Annotated in this window: 20 protein-coding genes and 1 pseudogene; 12 read left to right on the top strand and 9 right to left on the bottom strand. The window is 63.6% G+C overall.

Annotation, left to right across the window (positions count from 1 at the left end; all coding sequences use genetic code 11):
• The 4 genes from ACVWWD_RS09060 to ACVWWD_RS09045 all read right to left on the bottom strand — a co-directional run bounded on the left by ACVWWD_RS09060 (position 1) and on the right by ACVWWD_RS09045 (position 3,714).
• Positions 1-1,077, bottom strand: a complete 1,077-nt coding sequence (locus ACVWWD_RS09060; RefSeq protein ID WP_023772157.1) for an ABC transporter permease — start codon at positions 1,075-1,077, stop codon at positions 1-3.
• Between the two features lie 107 nt (positions 1,078-1,184).
• Positions 1,185-2,126, bottom strand: coding sequence for a sugar ABC transporter substrate-binding protein (locus ACVWWD_RS09055; RefSeq protein WP_023772156.1), 942 nt, complete (start codon positions 2,124-2,126; stop codon positions 1,185-1,187).
• 402 nt (positions 2,127-2,528) lie between these two features.
• Positions 2,529-2,654, bottom strand: coding sequence for a hypothetical protein (locus tag ACVWWD_RS09050; protein WP_352546395.1), 126 nt, complete (start codon positions 2,652-2,654; stop codon positions 2,529-2,531).
• 28 nt (positions 2,655-2,682) lie between these two features.
• Positions 2,683-3,714: a LacI family DNA-binding transcriptional regulator gene (locus ACVWWD_RS09045; RefSeq protein WP_352546394.1), complete on the bottom strand. Its 1,032-nt coding sequence runs from the start codon at positions 3,712-3,714 to the stop codon at positions 2,683-2,685.
• Positions 3,715-3,850: 136 nt separating this feature from the next.
• On the opposite strand from ACVWWD_RS09045, the gene ACVWWD_RS09040 reads away from it, so the two are divergent.
• Genes ACVWWD_RS09040 through ACVWWD_RS09030 form a run of 3 tightly spaced genes read left to right on the top strand, consistent with a single transcriptional unit; the run spans position 3,851 to position 6,518 of the window.
• Positions 3,851-4,942, top strand: coding sequence for a fatty acid desaturase family protein (locus ACVWWD_RS09040; RefSeq protein WP_023793201.1), 1,092 nt, complete (start codon positions 3,851-3,853; stop codon positions 4,940-4,942).
• Positions 4,943-4,968: 26 nt separating this feature from the next.
• The gene (locus tag ACVWWD_RS09035) at positions 4,969-5,283 is read left to right on the top strand and encodes a MocE family 2Fe-2S type ferredoxin (RefSeq protein WP_023772153.1); all 315 of its coding nucleotides are present in this window, start codon (positions 4,969-4,971) and stop codon (positions 5,281-5,283) included.
• A 17-nt stretch (positions 5,284-5,300) separates the two neighbouring features.
• Positions 5,301-6,518, top strand: a complete 1,218-nt coding sequence (locus ACVWWD_RS09030) for an NAD(P)/FAD-dependent oxidoreductase (RefSeq protein WP_352546393.1) — start codon at positions 5,301-5,303, stop codon at positions 6,516-6,518.
• 152 nt (positions 6,519-6,670) lie between these two features.
• Here ACVWWD_RS09030 and ACVWWD_RS09025 read toward each other — a convergent pair whose 3' ends face one another.
• The 5 genes from ACVWWD_RS09025 to hslV all read right to left on the bottom strand — a co-directional run bounded on the left by ACVWWD_RS09025 (position 6,671) and on the right by hslV (position 10,838).
• On the bottom strand, positions 6,671-7,630 hold the full coding sequence (locus ACVWWD_RS09025) for a DUF1402 family protein (protein ID WP_023772151.1): 960 nt from the start codon (positions 7,628-7,630) through the stop codon (positions 6,671-6,673).
• Between the two features lie 170 nt (positions 7,631-7,800).
• Positions 7,801-9,111 (bottom strand): ATP-dependent protease ATPase subunit HslU, encoded by a 1,311-nt coding sequence (gene hslU / locus ACVWWD_RS09020; RefSeq protein ID WP_015314577.1) that lies wholly within the window; start codon positions 9,109-9,111, stop codon positions 7,801-7,803.
• 4 nt (positions 9,112-9,115) lie between these two features.
• On the bottom strand, positions 9,116-9,715 hold the full coding sequence (locus ACVWWD_RS09015) for a DUF2585 domain-containing protein (protein WP_023772150.1): 600 nt from the start codon (positions 9,713-9,715) through the stop codon (positions 9,116-9,118).
• Between the two features lie 8 nt (positions 9,716-9,723).
• Entirely contained in the window at positions 9,724-10,239 is a 516-nt protein-coding gene (locus ACVWWD_RS09010) for a GNAT family N-acetyltransferase (protein ID WP_023781893.1), read from the bottom strand.
• 47 nt (positions 10,240-10,286) lie between these two features.
• Positions 10,287-10,838 (bottom strand): ATP-dependent protease subunit HslV, encoded by a 552-nt coding sequence (gene hslV / locus ACVWWD_RS09005; protein ID WP_352546392.1) that lies wholly within the window; start codon positions 10,836-10,838, stop codon positions 10,287-10,289.
• Between the two features lie 234 nt (positions 10,839-11,072).
• Here hslV and hisB point away from each other — a divergent pair, with 234 nt between their 5' ends.
• The 9 genes and pseudogenes from hisB (at position 11,073) to coaA (ending at position 16,839) form a co-directional block, all read left to right on the top strand.
• Positions 11,073-11,672, top strand: coding sequence for an imidazoleglycerol-phosphate dehydratase HisB (hisB, locus tag ACVWWD_RS09000; protein WP_352546391.1), 600 nt, complete (start codon positions 11,073-11,075; stop codon positions 11,670-11,672).
• Positions 11,673-11,676: 4 nt separating this feature from the next.
• Entirely contained in the window at positions 11,677-12,153 is a 477-nt protein-coding gene (locus ACVWWD_RS08995; protein WP_023772146.1) for a DUF2628 domain-containing protein, read from the top strand.
• A gap of 1 nt (position 12,154) precedes the next feature.
• Positions 12,155-12,805, top strand: coding sequence for an imidazole glycerol phosphate synthase subunit HisH (gene hisH, locus ACVWWD_RS08990; RefSeq protein ID WP_352546390.1), 651 nt, complete (start codon positions 12,155-12,157; stop codon positions 12,803-12,805).
• A gap of 3 nt (positions 12,806-12,808) precedes the next feature.
• A pseudogene (locus ACVWWD_RS08985) lies at positions 12,809-13,098 on the top strand (DUF1330 domain-containing protein).
• Complete coding sequence (hisA, locus tag ACVWWD_RS08980) at positions 13,099-13,848, top strand: 1-(5-phosphoribosyl)-5-[(5-phosphoribosylamino)methylideneamino]imidazole-4-carboxamide isomerase (RefSeq protein WP_023781899.1); 750 nt, start codon at positions 13,099-13,101, stop codon at positions 13,846-13,848.
• On the top strand, positions 13,845-14,681 hold the full coding sequence (locus ACVWWD_RS08975; protein ID WP_457103030.1) for an arginase family protein: 837 nt from the start codon (positions 13,845-13,847) through the stop codon (positions 14,679-14,681). The genes hisA and ACVWWD_RS08975 overlap by 4 nt, the downstream gene beginning before the upstream one ends.
• Positions 14,681-15,472, top strand: a complete 792-nt coding sequence (gene hisF, locus ACVWWD_RS08970; protein WP_031240296.1) for an imidazole glycerol phosphate synthase subunit HisF — start codon at positions 14,681-14,683, stop codon at positions 15,470-15,472. Before ACVWWD_RS08975 ends, hisF begins: the two co-directional genes overlap by 1 nt.
• A 59-nt stretch (positions 15,473-15,531) precedes the next feature.
• Positions 15,532-15,855 carry a phosphoribosyl-ATP diphosphatase gene (locus tag ACVWWD_RS08965; protein ID WP_023772140.1) on the top strand — a complete coding sequence of 108 codons (324 nt, stop codon included), beginning with the start codon at positions 15,532-15,534 and terminating at the stop codon, positions 15,853-15,855.
• 24 nt (positions 15,856-15,879) lie between these two features.
• Positions 15,880-16,839, top strand: a complete 960-nt coding sequence (gene coaA, locus ACVWWD_RS08960; protein ID WP_023772139.1) for a type I pantothenate kinase — start codon at positions 15,880-15,882, stop codon at positions 16,837-16,839.
• The last annotated feature ends 48 nt before the right edge of the window (positions 16,840-16,887 follow it).

The raw sequence follows: 16,887 nt of genomic DNA, 5'->3' as shown, positions 1-16,887 counted from the left end.
TCAAGCCCTCATTGCCCGCATGCGTTGGCGCCACTGGTCTAGAACTACCGCGCCGACGATGATCACGCCCTTGACCATCTCCTGGTAGTAGGCGTCGAGGCGCAGGAAGGTGAAGCCGGAGATGATGACGCCGAAAATCAGCGCGCCGATCACCGTGCCGATGATGGAGCCACGGCCGCCCGACAGCGAGACGCCGCCGATGACCGCCATGGCGATGGCATCGAGTTCGTACATGACGCCCATGCCGGCCTGGGCGGTGAGGTTCTTGGAGGAGAGCACGACGGCGGCGAGCGCGGCGAGAATGCCGGCGATGACATAGACGAGGATCTTGTGGTTGGCGATCTTGATGCCAGACATGCGCGCTGCGTCCTCGTTGGAGCCGATCGCGTAGCAGTGCTTGCCGTATCTGGTGTAGGTCATGATCAGCTGGAACAGCACGGCCAGCGACAGGAAGATGATGACGGGCATCAAGCCCTTGCCGATCGCGGCGAAACTGTCCGTCGGGAACGAGATCGGCTGGCCCTTGGACCACCATTTGGCGATGCCGCGCGCGGTCACCATCATGCCGAGCGTGGCGATGAAGGGCGGGATGCGCGTGTAGGCGATCAGCGCGCCATTGACGAGGCCGGCGAGCAGGCCGCAGCCGATCGCCACCAGCACCGGGACGATCACGGGCAGGTCGGTCCAGCCCTGGGCCAGGAACATCGCCTTGGGGTTGGGATTGCCGTTGACGGTCGCGACCTGGGCGAAGCTCATGGCGATCATGGCAGTCGCGCCGACGATCGAGCCTGAGGACAGGTCGATGCCACCCGTAATGATCACCTGGGTGACGCCGATGGCGATGATGCCGACGATCGACACCTGCAGGATGATGATCTGCAGGCGCGCCTCGTTGAAGAGGCCGGAGACGTCGCTGCGGGTGTTGAACAGAAAGCTGTCGCCGAGGAAGACCCGGCCGATCAATTCGAAGACGACGACGAGGATGACCAGCGCCAGGAAGACGTTGAATTCGGCCGGCCATGTGCGCTTCCTGGCGTCATAGCTGACCCCGCCGACGCCGTGAGATGTCTGTGCCAATTCTTCTATCCTCCGTCAGCCGCGGCCGTCCCGAGCACCTTTCGGGCGCCGAGGGAAGCGGAGCGGCGCTGTCGCCGTGCGAGAGCGCCGCCCCGTATGTCCGCGGCTCAGTTCTTCTTCAGGAACTTGTCGATGTTGGCCGGCGTGACCAGCTGGAACGGGACATAGACCTTGTGCTCGACCTTCTCGCCCTTGGCGAGCTTCAGCGCCGCATCCAGCGCCCCGGCGCCCTGGCCGGCGGCGTCCTGGAACACGGTGGCGTCGAGGTCGCCCGCCTGCATGGCTGCAAGCGCGTCCTGGGTGGCGTCGACGCCGCCGACGACAACCGACTTCATGTCGACGTTGGCGGCCTTCATGGCCTGGATGGCGCCGATGGCGCTTTCGTCATTGTTGGCGATGACGCCGTCGAACTTCTTGCCGGTCGACAGCCAGTTGGTCATCAGGTTCTGCGCCTGGTCGCGATCCCAGTTCGAGGTCTGCTTGTCGATGATCTTGATGAAGCTGCAGTCCGGCGTGGCGATGACATCGTCGATGTCCTTGGTGCGCTGCACGGCGGCCTGGTTGGAAAGCTCGCCCATGATCACATAGACATTGGCTTCCTTCTTGCCGGCTTCCTTGAACAGGCGGCAGACTTCCTTGGTTTCGAGCGTGCCGGAATCGGCCTCGTTCGAGGCGACGAAGGCCTGGTTGTCGGGCAGCGTGTCGACATTGACCGGCTGGCGGTTGACGTAGACCAGCGGGATCTTGGCCGCGGCCGCCGCATCCGACATCGCCTGCGTGGCCGAGGTGTCGACCGGGTTGACGATGATGGCGTCGACGCCGGAAGCGGCGAAGTTCTTGATCTGGTCGAGCTGCTTGGCGACGTCGTTCTGCGCGTCTTCGACCTGCAGCTCGACGCCGCTCATGCCCTTGGCCTGCTCGATCATGCCGTTGCGCAGCACGGTGAGGAAATTGTCGTCGAACTTGGCCATCGAGACGCCGATCTTGGCGGCCATGGCCGATGAACTCATCAGCGCCGCGAAGGCGACGCCCAAAAGCAGTTTCTTCATTGTATTTCTCCTCCACTTTTGGTGTCCGGTTGCACCGATCTCTCCGGAATCCCCGATCTGGCCGGGGAATCTCTCCCGATTACCGTCTCTCTCCCCGGGTTGCGCCTGCCGTTTGCTGGAACGCCAAGGCCTCTTGATCAAACAGATCTTCCGGAACGAAAGAACCAAAATACATGCCTGGTGAAATATTTATTCCATTTGCTCGGGAGGCGTCAAGGGAGATTCCAGAACCGGATGTGCAATTTTGGCGGACAGGGGATGCTGGCGGAGCCGAACGGCGTCTGCGCGCCGGGTCCATTCCTTGGGTGCCGTGGGCGGGCGATGGCATGGCGTTCAGAAATGCCAGATGTCTCTCTGCAACAAGAGATCGAGCGGCGCTCTCCAGACCCTGCACGCCGCCGCCTACTTCACTTGCCGTTCGACACTGAGCTTGCCGTTGAGATCGAAGAAAGCTCCAATTCGCCTGCGGGCGTGGAGCTTCTTTCCCCTGGTGCTGTAGTTGCGGATCGGCAGCCAGTGGCGGCTCATCGGGCGCGGTGCCCGAGGTCAATGCTCGCTAGATGTTCTCGGGCAGGTAGATGTCGAACGGCAGGAAGGTCTGGCCGGGTGCGTTGGCCGCACCCGTCTCGATGGCATGCGCCATGAGGTCGAGCAGTTCGCGGCACAAGGCGGCCAGCGGCGTGGAGATCACCATGGTGAGCACCCCATCCGCCAAGGCGGACCGCGAGACCGCCGATATCTCGTTGCAGACGACCGCCGGCATCTCGGCGGGCCTGGCCTGCCGCAGCGCCGCGACCGCGCCTTCCATGCCGCCACCCGCGACATAGCAGCCGACGAGGTCCGGGTGGCGGCCGAGCAGGTCGAGCAGCGTGTCCTGCGTGATCTGGTTGGCCTCGAGATTGACCAGCGTTTCCAGCAAGGTGAAGTCCGGCGCCTGTTCGCGGAAGAAGGAGCGGAAGCCGATTTCGCGCAGTTCGTGACCGTGGAAGCGGTGGCTGCCGACGAACAGCGCGACCTTGCCCGGCCGCTTGGCCGCCTTGGAGATCATCCAGGCCGCGGTGCGGCCGACCTTGCGATTGTCGAGGCCGACATAGCCCTCGCGAATGCCGGCCGCGAAGTCGGACAGCAGGGAAAAGACCGGCAACCCCTTGGCCTTCATCTCCTCGACGGTGACCGTCAGCGCCGGGTGATCCGGCCCGACCAGGGCGACCGCCCTGCATTTGGCCGCCAGTTTGCGCGTGCGGTCGACGATTTCGTCCGGCGCCAGCGAACTGGCGAAGTCGATGATGGCGACGCCGCGGAAGCGCTGGGATTGCGATACCGCGAGTTCGAGCTGCCGCGCGAACTCCGCGTAGAAGACGTCATTGCCCCTCAAAAGCAGGAAACCCAGCCGGTATTCCGGCAACTCGTGGCGCATACGCTGCTTGATCAGGCCGGCGGCGTGATAGCCGATCTCGGTCGCGGTCTCGTAGACGCGGCGCGCCGTTTCCTCGCGCACCGGCAAGCGATTATTGAGCACGCGGTCCACCGTGGCAACGCTAACGCCGGAGACGCGCGCCAGATCAGTGATGGTCGGCCGTTTCGCCATGATCGCCCCTCGCTCGATTCACTGATATCGATACCTGACTTTGATAGGAAATGATAGAAACTATCTTTGTGATGTTGAGTCTATCATGGCGGAGCGTTATTTCTGGGTATCGAGCCCCTTGCCTTGGGAGGCAATCATGACCGCAGCACCGTCCCGGCGTGACTACAGCCTGATCGGCCGCGACGCCCGCCTTGCCGTCGAGAACGGCCTGTCGGCGGCCGAGTGGTATCACACCGACATTCCCCGGAAGCAGATGAAGGAGCTGATGCAGCGCTCCGATGGCCCGGCGATCCGCGACACCGCGATCTGGCTGGCCGCCCTCATCATCAGCGGCGTCGGCGGCGCCTGGTTCTGGGGCAGCTGGTTGTGCGTGCCGTTCTTCTTCGTCTACGGCGTGCTCTACGGCTCATCGACCGATTCACGCTGGCACGAATGCGGCCACGGAACCGCGTTCCGGACGCAGTGGATGAATGACGCGGTCTATCAGATTGCCTGCTTCATGATCATGCGCAACCCGGTGACCTGGCGCTGGAGCCACACGCGCCATCACACCGACACCATCATCGTCGGCCGCGATCCCGAGATCTCGGTGATGCGGCCGCCCGACCTAGCGCGCCTCATCCTTGGTTTTGTCGGCGTGCTCGACGCCTGGCACGCAATGTCGGACATGCTGCGCAACGCCGCCGGCAACATCAGCGCTGCGGAAAAAACCTTCATTCCCGAACAGGAGCAGCCCAAAGCGATCCATATTGCCCGCATCTGGACGGCCATCTATGCAGGAGCAATAGCGCTGGCGCTCCATGCCGGGTCTTTCCTGCCCTTGATGCTGGTCGGCCTGCCCAGGCTCTACGGCGCCTGGCACCATGTGATGGTCGGCCTGCTCCAGCATGGCGGCCTTGCCGACAACGTCACCGACCATCGGCTGAACAGCCGCACCGTCTACATGAACCCGATCAGCCGCTTCATCTACTGGAACATGAACTACCATGTCGAACATCACATGTTCCCGATGGTGCCCTATCATGCGCTGCCCAGGCTGCACGCGCTGATCAAGCATGATCTGCCGGCGCCGACGCCGTCGATCCTGGCCGGTTACCGCGAGATGATCCCGGCCTTCCGCCGCCAGCTGCGCAACGAGGATTATTTCCTCAAGCGCGAGCTGCCGCCGACCGCCAGGCCGTACCGCGAGGAATTCCACAACGACACCGTCGCCGCGGCGGCGGAATGACATCCGACGACTGCAGGGAGGACTGAATGAGCCATTGGGTCGAGGCCTGTGCCGCCGGTGACATCGACGAAGAGGATGTGATGCGCTTCGATCATGACGGGCGTACCTTCGCCATCTATCGCAGCCCGGACAACGACTATTTCGCCACCGACGGACTTTGCACGCATGAGAAGGTGCATCTCGCCGACGGATTGGTGATGGACGACATCATCGAATGCCCCAAGCACAATGGCCGCTTCAACTACAAGACGGGCGCGGCCAGGGGCGCGCCGGTCTGCGTCAACCTCAGGACCTATCCGGTCAAGGTTGACGCGGGCAAAGTGCTGGTTCAGATCGGGTGAAGGACATGGCGCCAGGAATGGTGATCATCGGGGCCGGCGAATGCGGCGGACGGGCAGCACTCACGCTGCGCGATCTCGGCCATGACGGGCCGGTGACGCTCGTCGGCGACGAGCCGCATCTGCCCTATGAGAGGCCACCCCTGTCCAAGGAGGCGATGGCCAGCGACGCGCCTGCAATCAAGGCGATCGCCAGCGACGAAATCCTGGCTGAAAAGTCGATCCGGCATATCCATTCCGTTCAGGCCATTGCGATCGATCGCGCGGCGCATACGGTGCGCCTGTCCGACGGCTCGGTGCTGCCCTACGACAAGCTGCTGCTGGCTACCGGCTCGACCCCACGCAAGCTGCCGATGCCTGGCCTTGGCGGGCGCTGCGTCTATCTCAGAACCTTCGCCGATGCGCTGGCCATCCGCGCTCATCTCAGCGCCGGCAATCGCATCGCGGTTATCGGCGGCGGCTTCATCGGCCTCGAGCTTGCCGCGGCGGCGCGCAAGCTTGACGCTTCGGTCACCGTCATCGAGGCGCAGTCGCGCATCCTGATGCGCGGCGTTCCGGCCGAGATCGCCGAAATCATCCATGACGCGCATGTCGCCGAGGACGTCGACATGGTCTGCGGGGAAGGCATCTCCGCCATCGCCGACGACGGCAAGGAGGTGCGGGTGACGCTTGCCGGCGGCCGGGAGATCATTGCCGACCTCGCCGTGATCGGCATCGGCGCCGTGCCGGTGACCGGGCTCGCGGCGGAAGCCGGCCTGGCCATCGAAAACGGCATCGCGGTCGACGCAGAACTGCGCAGCAGCGATCCCGACATCTTCGCCGCCGGCGACTGCTGCTCGTTCCCGCTTGCCGTCTATGGCGGCCGCCGCGTGCGGCTGGAGGCATGGCGCAATGCACAGGAACAGGGCGCACTGACGGCGAAGAACATGCTGGGCGCTGGCGAGCCGCATGCGGCGGTGCCGTGGTTCTGGTCGGATCAGTATGGCCTGTCCCTGCAGATCGCGGGACTTTCCGACGAAGGCAAAACGGCCGTGCGCCGCGACCTTGGCGACGGCGCCTTCATCCTGTTCCATTTGGCCGACGACGGCAGGCTGGTGGCGGCCAGCGGAATCGGCCCAGGCAATGCGGTGGCACGCGACATCAGGCTGGCCGAAATGTTGATCGGCAAGCGTGCGAAGCCGTCGGCGGACGCGCTGGGATCGCCTGAAGTCAAGCTGAAGGCGTTGCTGGCGGCCTGAACGGTCGCACTACCCGTCGATGCCGCAGCCGTCCCTCATCTGACTGCCGGCATCTTTCTCCCGGAGAACGGGGAGAAGGGGGCTGTGGCAACCTCGCCGCGATTCACGCACCGCTACCGATTGGCGAAATCGTCGAGCGTATCCTCTCACGCCTAGAACAGCGCCCTCAACTCGTCCAGCTTGTCGTTGACCAGCCAGCCGTAATAATTCTCTTCCGGCAGCTTCTCCGGTTCGCCGGTGGCGCGGCGTTTTTCGTTTTCCTCCTTCAGCGCATAGGCGCGCTGTTCCGGATTGCCGACGTTGTAGAGCGTGGCGGTCAGTCCCGGATTGCCAGAAATGTCGAAGCCGGCGATGCTCTTATAGGCGTCGATCGACTTCCTGATCGTCGCGGCGACGTAAGGAAGCGTCAGGTCCGGATCCATGATGGTCTTGTAGACCGAGTTGGGATCGGAGACATCGAGCTTCGGCAGGCCCGACACCTTGTGCACGAGGTCGCTCATCTGCAGGGCGGTCAGAGGGTTGAGCTGGCCGAGGCCGAAGGTCTGGCCGGCATAGTAGGGCTGGAAGAAGGTGGCGCCGAAACGGTTGTCGGGGAAATCCTCGCCGCCGACGGTCTTGCCGCGAAACGAGCGGTTCCAAACCTGTTCGCGGCATTCCCACAGATCGTAGCTGTCCGAAATCGCGGCGCATTTTCTGAATTCCGGCCGCTGCACGAAATCAGTGATGTCCTCGCCATCATAGGCGAAGGAGAGCTTGCTCGAGAGGTAGGAGATCGCCTTGACATAGTAGGTCTGCAGCCGGTCATAGGCGTCGACATTGTAGGTGTGCTCGCCGACGATGGCGCCGACGATGTGCATCGGGTCAATGCCATAGGCGCTCGCCGCCTTCTTGATCTTGGCGCGCAGATCGGCGTCGTTCTGCAGCAAGGCATAGACCTTGCGATACTTCGCCTGGAAGGTGGTGCTGGTCGCCTGGGTGCGGCGGCTGGAGGCGCCGGGAATGTCAGGCTGCTCGGCATTGCGGTTGCCCGGCGGCACCAATGTCGCCGCGTCGGCGGCGAACAGCGTCGCAGCCAGCGTCAAGCCGAGAATGACCAGGATGAGTTTTTTCATGCGCCGCCGCCTAGAGAATTGCCGCGCAAACTAGGTAAAGCACCTAGTCGAGTCGAGAGCGCCTCTTCATCCGGCGAGACGAAAGGTGGCCAGATGGTACCATCTGGCCACACATGGCTCCTGCCGGAGTTGTTACTTGATGCCGCGCCGGACTGCTCCGGCGTCTTCGTTCAGAGGATGAACCGCGACAGATCGGTGTTTCTGGAGAGGTCTCCGACATGCTTCTGGACATAGGCGGCATCGATGGTGACGGCCGTGCCGTTGCGGTCCGGCGCATCGTAGGAGATCTCGTCCAGTACCCGCTCCATCACCGTCTGCAGCCGCCGCGCGCCAATGTTCTCGATGCTGGCATTGAGGTCGACGGCGACGCCGGCCAGCGAATCGATGGCATCGTCGGTGAAAGTCAGCTCGACGCCTTCGGTCTTCATCAGCGCGATATACTGTTTGATCAGGCTGGCCTCGGTCTCGGTCAGGATGCGGACGAAGTCGTCCTTCTCCAGCGCACGCAGTTCGACGCGGATCGGCAGGCGGCCCTGCAATTCCGGCAACAGGTCTGACGGCTTCGAGACGTGAAACGCGCCCGAGGCGATGAACAGGATATGGTCCGTCTTCAACGGCCCGTATTTGGTCGCCACCGTGGTGCCCTCGACCAGCGGCAGCAGGTCGCGCTGCACGCCTTCCCGCGACGGGCCGCCCGAAATGTCCGACCTGGCGGCAATCTTGTCGATCTCGTCGAGGAAGACGATGCCGTCGTTTTCCGCGGCGTCCAGAGCCCGGCGCACCACCTCGTCCTGGTCGAGCAGCTTGTCGGATTCGTCGCTGACCAGCAGGTCGTAGGACTCCTTCACCGTCGTCTTGCGCAGCTTGGTCTTCTTGCCGCCCATTGCCTTCGACAGCATGTCGTTGATGTTGAGCACGCCGATATTGGCGCCCGGCATGCCGGGAATTTCGAAGCCGGGCATGCCGCCATTGCCGGTGTCGGCCACCTCGATTTCAATTTCCTTGTCGTCGAGTTCGCCGTCGCGCAGCTTCTTGCGGAAACTATCGCGCGTCGCCGGGCTCGCCGTCTTGCCGACCAGCGCTTCCAAAACGCGCTCCTCGGCGTTGACATGGGCGCGTGCCTTCACGTCCTCGCGCATCTTTTCGCGAACCAGCCCGATGGCGATCTCGACCAGGTCGCGGATGATCTGTTCGACGTCGCGGCCGACATAGCCGACCTCGGTGAACTTGGTCGCCTCGACCTTGACGAACGGCGCGCCGGCCAGCCGCGCCAGGCGGCGCGAGATCTCGGTCTTGCCGACGCCGGTCGGGCCGATCATCAGGATGTTCTTCGGCATCACCTCTTCGCGCATCTGGCCCTCCAACTGCTGGCGGCGCCAGCGGTTGCGCAAGGCGATGGCCACGGCGCGCTTGGCGTCCTTCTGGCCGATGATGAAGCGGTCGAGTTCCGAAACGATTTCGCGGGGAGAAAATGTGCTCATATCACTAAATTCCACTTTGCCACTGCTTGATGGCCTCGAACGGATGCAGCAGCATGATCACGTTGAGTGTAAGATTGTCCCGGATGAGGTAGCCGGTACCCAGTTCGAAGAGGATGGCGAGGCTGATGATCACCCATATAGGTAGCCTTCGCGCCATCACAAATCCCAGCACCATGGCCAGTGTGTCGGACACCGAATTGATGATCGAGTCGCCGTAATAATCGAGCGAAATGGTGCCGGCGCGGTAGCGCTCGATGATGAACGGGCTGTTTTCGAGGATCTCCCAGCCACCCTCGACGAGGACGGCGAATGCCAGCCGCAAGCCGATCGGCGAGCGCGGGAACAGGAACCGGGCCAGCGCATAGAACAGGAAGCCGTGGATGATGTGCGAGAAGGTGTACCAGTCGGAAATGTGCTGGGAATTTTCCGAACTGTTGACGACGCCATGCCACAGCTTGACATAGCCGCAGGTGCAGATCGGCGGATGGCCCATCAGGTAGAGGGTGAGAGCCTGGCCGACGAGCAGGCCGGCGACGATCAGCAGCCCCATCCGCCAGCTGTCCTCGTAGGCCGAAAGGCCCTTGTCCTCGTTGGATGTGACCATGCCCTGGATTACCCCTCTTGCGCGTCTTCGGCATCGATCGCCATCAGCACGACGTCGCCATAGATCGACTGCCTGCGATCAATGGCCCGGAAACCCGCCTTTTCATAGGCGCGGATGGCCCTGAGATTGGCGGGGTCGGGATCGATGACGACACGCGGCACGCCTTCCTCGAACAGGTCTTCGACGAACTGACGCACGATGGCCGAGCCATGGCCGATGCCGATCAGTTCCGGCCGGCCGATCGAGACATCGATGCCCAGCGTGCCGAACGGCTGATCGGCATAGGGATGGCCGTCTTCCATATGCGGGTCATAGCTCTGCAGATAGGCGATCGGCTTTCCGTCGAGCTCGACGATCAGCGGCTCGACGGAGATCGAGTCTATGTGATCGGCAATCTCGGCGATTTCCGTCTCGGGATCGTCCCACCACTCCGCGACATGCGGCTGGGCGAGCCAGCCGGCGATCATCGGCAGGTCCTTTTTGGTCACCGGCCGAAAATCGTAGCTACTTTCTTGTTTGACCATGATCTTTTCCGAAAACCGGTTCCCACTTTGCGGGGTCATGGTCTGGTTCAGGCGGCATCGAGCGTTTCGACGACAAAATTGTTGTTGGTGTAGACGCAGATGTCGGACGCGATCTGCATCGCCTTGCGGGCGATCTCCTCGGCATCCTTGTCGGTGTCCATCAGCGCGCGCGCCGCGGCCAGCGCGTAATTGCCGCCCGAACCGATGGCCATGACGCCATGTTCGGGTTCCAGCACATCGCCAATGCCGGTCAGCGCCAGCGAGACCGACTTGTCGGCGACCAGCATCATCGCCTCCAGCCGGCGCAGATAGCGGTCGGTGCGCCAGTCCTTGGCGAGCTCGACGCAGGCGCGCGTCAGTTGGTCGGGATATTGTTCGAGCTTGGCTTCGAGGCGTTCCAGCAGCGTGAAGGCGTCGGCGGTGGCGCCCGCGAAACCGGCAATCACATTGCCGCCCTTGCCGATGCGGCGCACTTTGCGGGCATTGCCCTTCATGATGGTCTGGCCCAGGCTGACCTGGCCGTCGCCGGCGATCACCACCTTGTTGCCCTTGCGCACGGTCACGATGGTCGTGGCGTGCATGGTCAAATCATTGGACATTTCTTGGCTCCGATTCGCACCATCCCTTCAAAAGGCGATTTGGCGCGGTACGACTGACTTTGATCGGCCATATGTATGCATGTGGCCAATGATTGCAAACCGCTCGATAGCGGCCGGGATCGCAACTGGCAATCGCCGGCATCATGCTGCTAGAAGGCTCTCGTTTTCAAGCCGGCGAGCGCTTGAGACCCGTGAACTGGTCACGATCTGAACCACTGGCACAAGGATAGAGTGATGGCGCCTCGTTCCGCCGATGCAAGCCGCAAGACTGGGGAAACCGACATCTCCGTGTCGATCCATGTCGACGGCTCCGGCAAATCGGACATCGCTACCGGCGTCGGCTTCTTCGACCATATGCTGGACCAGCTTTCCCGCCATTCCCTGATCGACATGACCGTCAGGACGACGGGCGACCTGCATATAGACGACCACCACACGGTCGAGGACACCGGCATCGCGCTCGGCCAGGCCCTGACCAGGGCCCTGGGCGAGCGGCGCGGCATCATGCGCTACGCCTCGATCGACCTTGCCATGGACGAGACGCTGACGCGCGCGGCGATCGACGTGTCGGGCCGCCCCTTCCTGGTCTGGAACGTCTCGTTCTCGTCGCCCAAGATCGGCACCTTCGACACCGAACTGGTGCGCGAATTCTTCCAGGCGCTGGCGCAGAACGCCGGCATCACGCTGCATGTCACCAACCATTACGGCGCAAACAACCATCATATCGCCGAGACCTGCTTCAAGGCGGTGGCTCGCGCGTTGCGCGCCGCGCTGGAGCGCGATCCGCGCCAGCCTGACGCGGTTCCCTCCACCAAGGGTTCTTTGAAGGGATAGCCTCATGACCGCCTATGTCGTGATGGAGCCACCTGGCCGCAGCGAGAAAGTCGACACGACGACCTTCGTCCGCGACGGCTTCACCTGGCTCGGCCTGCTGGTGCCGCCGCTGTGGCTTGCCTGTCACCGGCTGTGGGTCGAAGCGGCGCTCGCCTTTGTCGTCATGGGCGTGCTCTCGATGCTTGGCCAGAGACTTGGCCTTGGTGTTGGCGGCTCGCTTTTGTCGCTGCTCGTCTCGCTCTACGTCGGGCTGGAAGGCCAGGGCTTGCGCATCGCGGCGCTGCGCCGCCGCGGCTGGCATGAGTGGGGCGTCGTCGAGGCCGGCTGGCTCAGCGACGCCGACATGCGCTATGCCCTTGAGGTCGAAGGGCTTTCGGACGAAGCAGCACCCGCGCCGCGCATCGTTCCAGATGCCGCTTTGGCGCGCCCTGCGCAGCCGGGCATGGCGCTGGGGCTGACCCACATTCCGGGGCGGCGCTGAGATGCGGGTTGCGATCATCGATTACGGCTCGGGCAATCTGCGCTCGGCCACCAAGGCCTTCGAGCGCGCCGCGCGCGAGGCCGGTATCGCGGCCGAGATCGACCTGACTGCCGATGCCGACCGGGTGCGCACCGCGGACCGCATCGTCCTGCCCGGCGTCGGCGCTTACGCCGATTGCGCGGCCGGCCTGCGCGCCGTGGAAGGCATGTGGGAGGCGGTCGAGGACGTCGCCATCGCCAAGGGCCGGCCTTTCCTGGGAATTTGCGTCGGCATGCAGCTGATGTCCGACCGCGGCCTCGAAAAGACCGTCAGCAACGGGTTCGGCTGGATATCGGGCGACGTCAAGGAGATCACGCCTTCCGATCCGGCGCTGAAGATCCCGCAGATCGGCTGGAACACGATCGAATTGAGGCATAAGCACCCATTGTTCTCCGGCATTCCGACCGGCGAGACGGGACTGCATGCCTATTTCGTCCACTCCTACCATCTCGACGCAAGAAAGCCGGACGAGGTCCTTGCGGTCGCCGACTATGGGGGTCCGGTGACGGCCACGGTCGCCCGTGACAATCTCGCCGGCACGCAGTTCCATCCTGAGAAGAGCCAGGCGCTGGGCCTGGCGCTGATCACCAATTTCCTGCGCTGGAGGCCCTGAACCATGAGCAAGAAGGGCTACTGGCTGGTGATGCTGACGGTGACAGACCCGGAAGGGTATCAGCGCTACCGCGACGCCATCGGCGACGCGGTTTCGTCTTTCGGAGGCCGCTATCTCGTGCGGGGCGGACAAGTGACCAATCCCGAAGGTCGGAATTTGACAGGCAGGTGGTGGTCGAGTTCGACTCTTATGAAACCGCGCTCAGCTGCTATCGATCCCCAGCCTACCAGACAGCGTTGCAGAACAGGCTGGCGGCTTCGAGCGGACATTTCGCGATCGTCGAGGGTGCCTGAGTGATCCTGTTTCCAGCCATCGACCTCAAGGACGGCCAATGCGTGCGGCTGAAGCACGGCGATATGGCGACCGCGACGATCTACAATGATGACCCCGCCGCGCAGGCAAAAGCCTTTGAAGAGCAGGGCTTCGAGTGGCTGCATGTCGTCGACTTGAACGGCGCCTTCCGGGGCCAGAGCGTCAACAGCGCCGCGGTCGGAGCCATCCTGAAGGCGACCAAGAGCCCGGTGCAGCTCGGCGGCGGCATTCGCACGCTGGAGCAGATCGAGGACTGGCTCGACCGTGGACTGGCCCGCGTCATCCTCGGCACGGTGGCGGTGCGCGATCCCGATCTGGTCAGGCAGGCTTGCAAAGCGTTTCCGGGCAAGGTCGCGGTCGGCATCGACGCCAAGGGCGGCAAGGTAGCGGTCGAAGGCTGGGCGGAAGCCTCGAGCCTCGGCGTTATCGAACTGGCGAGGAAATTCGAAGGCGCCGGCGTCGCTGCCATCATCTACACCGACATCGACCGCGACGGCGTGCTGACCGGCATCAACTGGGACGCCACCATCGACCTCGCCGACGCGGTGTCGATCCCGGTCATCGCCTCGGGCGGGCTGGCTTCGATCGCCGACATCGTGCGCATGACCATGCCCGACGCGCAAAAACTCGAAGGCGCGATCTCGGGCCGCGCCCTCTATGACGGCCGCATCGATCCCGCGGAGGCGCTGGCGATCCTGCGCGGCCGGCCGGCGATGGAGCCGCGGTCATGAAAGTTTCGCTCATCCTGGCCTCCTATGACAGCGGTCACTATCATGGCGGCATGGGCCAGGGGCCCGACGCGCTGATATCGGGCGGGCTCGTCGATGCCCTGACCCTTGCCGGCCATGACGTCATGGTCGAGGATATCGGCAGGGTCGGCGACGGCCAGGAGCGTGAGATCGCCACGGGTTTTGCCGTCTGCAACGCCGTCTCGGGCGAGGTCCGCATGGCCCGCGACAGGGGGCGGTTTCCCATCGTGCTGGCCGGAAACTGCCTGACGTCGGCCGGCGCCGTCGCCGGCGAAGGCGCCGACGCCATCATCTGGGCCGACCAGCACGGTGACCTCAACACGCCCGAGACGTCCGTCTACGGCTTTCTCGACGGCATGGCGCTGTCGACGGTGCTCGGCCTGTGCTGGCGTCCGATGGCGGCGGCCATTCCCGGCTTCAGGCCGATCGATCCCGCGCGCTGCGTGCTCCTCAACGCCCGTGATCTCGATCCGGCGGAGGAAAAACTACTCAAAACATTGCCCGTCATCCGGATGGAATGTCCCGGCGTGGCGCAAGCGACGGAAAAACTGAAGGCCGCCGGCGCCAACAGCGTGCACATGCATCTCGATCTCGACGTGCATGATCCCAAGGCGCTGCAGGCCAATCGCTACGTCACATCAGGCGGGCCGAACCCGGAGCAGCTGCGCGACGCGGCCTGCGCCATGGCGCTTGCGGTGCCGGTCGTCGGCATCACCGTTTCCGCTTACGATCCAGCCTTCGATGCCCAGGCCGATGTGCCGCCGCTGGTCGGGCAGCTGCTCAACGATCTGCTTGCCACGATAGAGGGCCGCTGATGCTGAAAGCCCGCGTCATCCCTTGCCTCGACGTCAAGGACGGCCGTATCGTCAAGGGCGTCAATTTCGTCGACCTCATCGACGCCGGCGATCCGGTGGAGGCAGCCAAGGCCTATGATGCCGCCGGCGCCGACGAGCTTTGCTTTCTTGACATCACCGCTTCGTCGGACAATCGCGAGACCATCTTCGACGTCATCGCCCGCACCGCGGAACAATGCTTCATGCCGCTGACCGTCGGCGGCGGTGTGCGCCAGGTGGCCGACATCCGAAAATTGCTGTTGGCCGGGGCCGACAAGGTGTCGATCAACACGGCGGCGGTGAAGAACCCTGATTTCGTCGCCGAAGCCGCCGACAAGTTCGGCAACCAATGCATCGTCGTCGCCATCGACGCCAAGAAAGTCTCCGGTCCTGGCGAGGCCGACCGCTGGGAGATCTTCACTCATGGCGGGCGGGAGAAGACCGGCATCGACGCCGTGGAATTCGCGCGGAAAATGGTCCATCGTGGTGCCGGCGAGATCCTGTTGACCTCGATGGACCGCGACGGCACCAAGGCCGGCTACGACATCGCGCTGACCCGCGCGGTGTCGGACGCGGTGCGCGCGCCGGTCATCGCATCGGGTGGCGTCGGCACGCTCGACCACATGGTCGAAGGCATTCGCGACGGCCATGCGGGGGCTGTGCTGGCGGCCTCCATCTTCCATTTCGGCACCTACACCATCGCCGAAGCCAAGGCGCATATGGCCGGGGCCGGCCTGCCGATGCGGCTGGACTCGCTGGGCAACAGGTCCTAGAGCATGCTCCCGAAGCCGACTTCGGGAAAAATCCGGCTTAAACAAGAAGATAGACCGACATGGCCGAGTTTTCGCTCTCCGACCTGGAAAAAATCGTCAGCCACCGCGCCCATTCCGGCGATCCGGATTCATGGACGGCCAAGCTTTACGCCCAGGGCATCGACAAGGCGGCGCAGAAGCTCGGCGAGGAGGCGGTCGAGACCGTGATCGCCGCCGTGAAGGGCGACAAACAGGGTCTCGTTTCCGAAAGTGCCGATCTTATATATCATTGGCTTGTCGTTCTCGGCATCTCGGGTGTTCCGTTGAACGACGTGCTCAAGGAGCTCGAAGCCCGTACCGGGCGTTCGGGCATCGCCGAGAAGGCGTCGCGGCCCAAGGGCTGATCGGGAGGAAGGGCAGGTATCTCGATGGATCAGCTCGCGCCAACCGAGAAATATTCTCCGTTTCGCTTCTTCTCGGCCGAGCAATGGTCGCGATTCCGCGCCGATACACCGCTGACGCTGAGTGAGGACGAGTTCCGCCGCCTGCGTTCGCTCAACGACCCGGTCGACCTCGAAGAGGTCAAGCGCATCTATCTGTCCTTGTCGCGGCTTTTGTCGGCGCATGTCGAGGCGAGCCAGCTTCTGTTCCGGCAGCGCCAGGCCTTCTTCAACGCCGTCGACGTGGCCAAGACGCCGTTCATCATCGGCATTGCCGGTTCTGTCGCGGTCGGCAAATCGACCACGGCGCGCGTGCTGAAGGAACTTCTGGCGCGATGGCCGTCGAGCCCCAAGGTCGACCTCATCACCACGGACGGCTTTCTGCTGCCCAACGAGGTGCTGCGCCGCGAAAACCTGATGGAGCGCAAGGGTTTCCCCGACAGCTACGATGTCGGCGCGCTGCTGCGTTTCCTCTCTGGCATCAAGTCGGCGTTGCCCGATGTCCGCGCGCCGGTCTATTCGCACCTCACCTATGACGTCATCCCCGGCGAGTTCGTCACCATCGACAGGCCCGACATCCTGATCTTCGAAGGCATCAACGTGCTGCAGCCGGGCAAGCTGCCACAGGACGGCAAGATCGTGCCCTTCCTGTCGGACTTTTTCGACTTCGCCATCTACATCGACGCCGACGAGAAGCTGATCCACAATTGGTATATTTCCCGCTTCATGCGGCTGCGCGAGACCGCCTTCCGCGATCCGGACTCCTTCTTCCATCGCTATTCGCAGCTGTCGGAGGATGCGGCCAAGGCGATCGCCGAGGGCCTGTGGACCAACATCAACCTGAAGAACCTGCGCGAAAACATCTTGCCGACGCGCGCCCGCGCCGACTTGATCCTGCGCAAGGGCGCCGACCATCTGATCGAGGAAGTGGCGCTGCGCAAGTTGTAACAGATAGAACCCAGCTTGGCGGGCTCGTCCACAAGCCCGCCACGCCGC

It is taken from the genome of Mesorhizobium sp. URHB0026, assembly GCF_054059755.1.
This window is presented reverse-complemented; position numbering and strand designations above follow the sequence as displayed.